The following is a 2,522-nucleotide window of genomic DNA, read 5'->3' on the forward strand; positions in this document are numbered from 1 at the left end:
CGGGGCAAGCCTTTTTGGTTACTTTTGTGGCGACTGACAAAAGTGACTCGCCCGAGGGGGCGAAACAAGAAACATCAACGCACTCGGTGCGGCGCGCTACACCCAACCCCGACGTATTTTTTTGGGGTTTCCGCATTCGCGGGAATGACGATGAGCTTCACCGGCCACACCGGACGCCCCGGAGGCTCGACCAACGGCGGATAACCGCGAACGGTTATTCGCCCTACGGTGAGCACAGCCGTAGGACTCCATCCGCAATTCCCCCGCCCCTACAACCGCTCCCGATACTCCCCCGGCGTCACCCCGAACCAGCGGCGGAACGCGCGGAAAAAGTTGCTCGGCTCGGAAAACCCCAGCAGGTAGGCGATCTCCAACAGCGTCATGTGCGGCGTCGCCAGGTACTGCTGGGCCAGCTCGCGACGGGTATCGTCGAGCAGTTGCTGGTAGCTGCTGCCCTCCTCCTGCAGGCGCCGCTGCAGGGTGCGCTCGGACAGGTGGAGAATCTCCGCCACCACCTCGCGCCGCGGCTCGCCCTGGGGCAGCAGGCGGCACAGCACCTGGCGCGTCTGGTGGCTGAAGCGGCTGCTGGCGAAGCGCGCCAGGTACTCGCCGGCGAAGCGGTCGTGCAGGTGCGCCAGCTCGGCATTGGCCGTCGGCAGCGGGGCGTTCATGTCCTCATGGGAAAACAGCAGGGCGCATTGCTCGTGGCCAAAACTCATCGGCGCCTGGAACAGCGCCTGGTAGGGCGCCGGGTCCAGCGGCGGCTCGCCGGCCAGGCGCACCTCCAGCGGGCGGATGTCGCGCCCGGTGATCCAGCGCACCAGGGCGATCATGCTCGCCAGCGCGCTCTCCGCGCTCTGCCGCGGCGGCAACAGGCGGTCGCCGTGCACCTGCACGCTGTACAGGCAGCCCTCGGGCAGGCGGCGAAAACTCACGTCCGCCCCCTCGGCGATGATCCGCTGGTAACGCTCCAGGCGCTCGAAAGCCTCGGCCAGGGTGCGGCTGGACATCATCGAATAGCCCAGCACCGGGAACGCCGGGGTATGCACGCGGGCGAAGTTCAGAGCGATGGCCGGGTTGCCGCTGCGCTGCACGGCCAGGTGCCACAGGCGCGTCATGTCGTCCTGGGGAAAACGCGCGTCCGGATCGGCCAGGGCCGCCAGGTCCAGGCCCAGCTCGGCGAACAGCTCGCGGCTGTCCAGCCCCTCCAGCTCGATGGCGAGGAGGATTCCACGAACCCAACTGGACAGGGTGGTACGCTCAGGCATCTCGGTTCTTCTTGTTGTCAGGGCGCGCAAGGAATGGCGGGGATGGATACTAAACTGGCTGCAGGGGTCATCTGCAAGTCACCGGCCGCCTTCGTAGACTGCGGCCATCACAACAACAGGAGGTGCGCCATGGCCACCGACACCGCCGAGCGTTTCCACAGCTTCGCCGAGTTCTACCCCTATTACCTGCAGGAACACAGCAACCCCACCTGCCGCCGCCTGCACTACGTGGGCAGCCTGCTGGTGCTGGCGATCCTCGCCTACGCCATCGCCAGCGGCAACCTGCTGTGGCTCATCGCCCTCCCCTTCGCCGGCTACGGCTTCGCCTGGGTCGGCCACTTCGTCTTCGAGAAAAACCGCCCGGCCACCTTCAAGTACCCGCTGTGGTCGTTCATGGGCGACTGGGTGATGCTCAAGGATGCCTTTACGGGGCGGATTCGGTTCTGAGTCCACTCATCCCAAATCCCCCTAAAAAAGAGCGCTATTGCAAAACAATAGCGCTCTGGAATTACTGCCCTCCACAAAAAGCTTCAGAGTTCTTATGAAGCCACCGTCATGACAACAATATCCGCAGAGTCAGAATCCATCCCCTTAAAAAAGTCACTAAAGTGGATATGATCAGACGTATCCTCCGCCAAACCTTCTATCTTCTTAGCCGCCAGCACAAGCATATCAGCCAAGCTTCGAAGCTCCGAAGCTGTGGCAACAATAGAAACCTCTTGAAGTTCCTTCAACGCACCAGCATCTTCGTACCCATATAGCTTCATGAAGGCTCTCCTATATGCAACTATCAGAATTCCTCATCATGCATTGGCTATCATAAGGATTTTGGACACAGTATTCCTGCATGATGTCATCATAGGATGGCCATGGATAGGGAAGACCAAGCTTGAAGCCTTGCTTTCTCAAAAAATCTAATAATTTCTTATTCCGAGGCGCCTTCTTCGGATCTGTACCGTGACTTCCTGAACCATCTTTATTTATTACCACCTCGGGCTTTCCCTTTTGATTAATGTGCGCATGCTCTTGCTGTCCGGGCACATGGGGCTTGTCGATTCGCACCGTTATCTGAGTTCCTGGAATCTTGCCAGGAACACCAGAGCTAGCAAGGCCATAACTATCTAGGAAACTTATAGGATTTCCATTTACATACCCGTAGGTATTCAGCCCCCCATCCAGCCCAATCGGATCACTCTCCACATACCGCCCGGTCTGCGGGTCGTAATCGCGGAAGTAGTTGTAGTGCAGGCCGCT

General features: G+C 60.0%; 4 protein-coding genes. 1 reads left to right on the forward strand and 3 read right to left on the reverse strand.

Annotated elements, in window-relative coordinates; genetic code table 11:
- Positions 1-269: 269 nt before the first annotated feature.
- Positions 270-1,268, reverse strand: a complete 999-nt coding sequence (locus VV867_RS30795; protein ID WP_109934891.1) for an AraC family transcriptional regulator — start codon at positions 1,266-1,268, stop codon at positions 270-272.
- Between the two features lie 129 nt (positions 1,269-1,397).
- Between VV867_RS30795 and VV867_RS30800 the strand changes: the two genes are divergently transcribed.
- On the forward strand, positions 1,398-1,715 hold the full coding sequence (locus VV867_RS30800; RefSeq protein ID WP_089393963.1) for an Mpo1-like protein: 318 nt from the start codon (positions 1,398-1,400) through the stop codon (positions 1,713-1,715).
- A gap of 92 nt (positions 1,716-1,807) precedes the next feature.
- Here VV867_RS30800 and VV867_RS30805 read toward each other — a convergent pair whose 3' ends face one another.
- Positions 1,808-2,035 (reverse strand): Imm32 family immunity protein, encoded by a 228-nt coding sequence (locus VV867_RS30805; protein WP_109934890.1) that lies wholly within the window; start codon positions 2,033-2,035, stop codon positions 1,808-1,810.
- 10 nt (positions 2,036-2,045) lie between these two features.
- On the reverse strand, positions 2,046-2,522 hold a 477-nt coding region (locus VV867_RS30810; protein ID WP_328568423.1), incomplete at its 5' end, for an RHS repeat-associated core domain-containing protein.

Source organism: Pseudomonas sp. JH-2 (assembly GCF_036231725.1).
Taxonomy (GTDB): Bacteria; Pseudomonadota; Gammaproteobacteria; order Pseudomonadales; family Pseudomonadaceae; genus Pseudomonas; species Pseudomonas delhiensis.

Bases quoted from the DNA above. Each gene is read 5' to 3' on its own strand.
- VV867_RS30800 (WP_089393963.1), top strand. From the start codon at position 1,398: ATGGCCACCGACACCGCCGAGCGTTTCCACAGCTTCGCCGAGTTCTAC.
- VV867_RS30795 (WP_109934891.1), bottom strand. From the start codon at position 1,268: ATGCCTGAGCGTACCACCCTGTCCAGTTGGGTTCGTGGAATCCTCCTC.
- VV867_RS30805 (WP_109934890.1), bottom strand. From the start codon at position 2,035: ATGAAGCTATATGGGTACGAAGATGCTGGTGCGTTGAAGGAACTTCAA.